This window comes from Pollutimonas rozaliensis (assembly GCF_048751585.1).
In the GTDB taxonomy this organism is placed as follows: domain Bacteria; phylum Pseudomonadota; class Gammaproteobacteria; order Burkholderiales; family Burkholderiaceae_B.
Genome location: NZ_JAZHOB010000316.1, coordinates 1 through 243 on the forward strand (window position 1 = coordinate 1; position 243 = coordinate 243).

The following is a 243-nucleotide window of genomic DNA, read 5'->3' on the forward strand; positions in this document are numbered from 1 at the left end:
TTTATAACCTAAAGAAAGTAAGGCACTGATCGCCTCTTCTTGAGCACTTTGCTCTGCAGTTACAGGGGAATGATCTAATGGTGCAGCATCCGTCACTGGGGTAAATAAGTCGCCGCTTCCCCAGCCTTTAAGACGGTCTTTCATCTCAACTAATAATCGTTCGGCGGTTTTTTTACCTACTCCAGGCAGTTTAATCAAGGTTGAGATATCCTCACGTTCAACGCAAGCCACAAACTGGCTTGC

1 protein-coding gene is annotated in these 243 nt (G+C 45.7%); it reads right to left on the reverse strand.

All coding sequences use genetic code 11. The features are described 5' to 3' along the window. The coding region (locus V0R37_RS23055; protein ID WP_420376687.1) for a helix-hairpin-helix domain-containing protein at nucleotides 1-231 on the reverse strand (231 nt) is incomplete at its 3' end. Between the last annotated feature and the right edge of the window lie 12 nt (nucleotides 232-243).